This window comes from Microbacterium sp. GbtcB4, assembly GCF_019091465.1.
Taxonomy (GTDB): Bacteria; Actinomycetota; Actinomycetes; order Actinomycetales; family Microbacteriaceae; genus Microbacterium; species Microbacterium paraoxydans.
The window spans coordinates 1-231 of sequence record NZ_JAGXJJ010000717.1 but is presented as its reverse complement, the minus strand read 5'-3'; the positions used below and the strand labels follow the sequence as shown (position 1 = coordinate 231).

1 protein-coding gene is annotated in these 231 nt (G+C 77.5%); it reads right to left on the bottom strand.

Features of this window, described 5'->3' with window-relative positions:
* Positions 1–231: hypothetical protein (locus tag KVS71_RS19375; protein ID WP_217585338.1), on the bottom strand; the 231-nt coding region annotated here is incomplete at both ends.

The window sequence follows — 231 nt, the reverse complement described above, 5'->3', positions numbered from 1 at the left end:
GAGGGGGGGGGGGGCCCCTTCGGGCCCTTGGTGGCGGCCGGAGCGGGGGCGGCCAGCGCGGAGCCGATGATGGACGACCCCCGCGCGACGATGGCGTCGACGATCGTCTCGCGGGGCCCGCCGTCGTCGGAGAGCAGCACCGCGATCTGCTCGTAGTCCGCGAACGGGCCCTCCTCGGCATCGATGGGGGGGCTCGCGGGGATGGCCATGGCCTGCGGGGCGGGGGAGGCC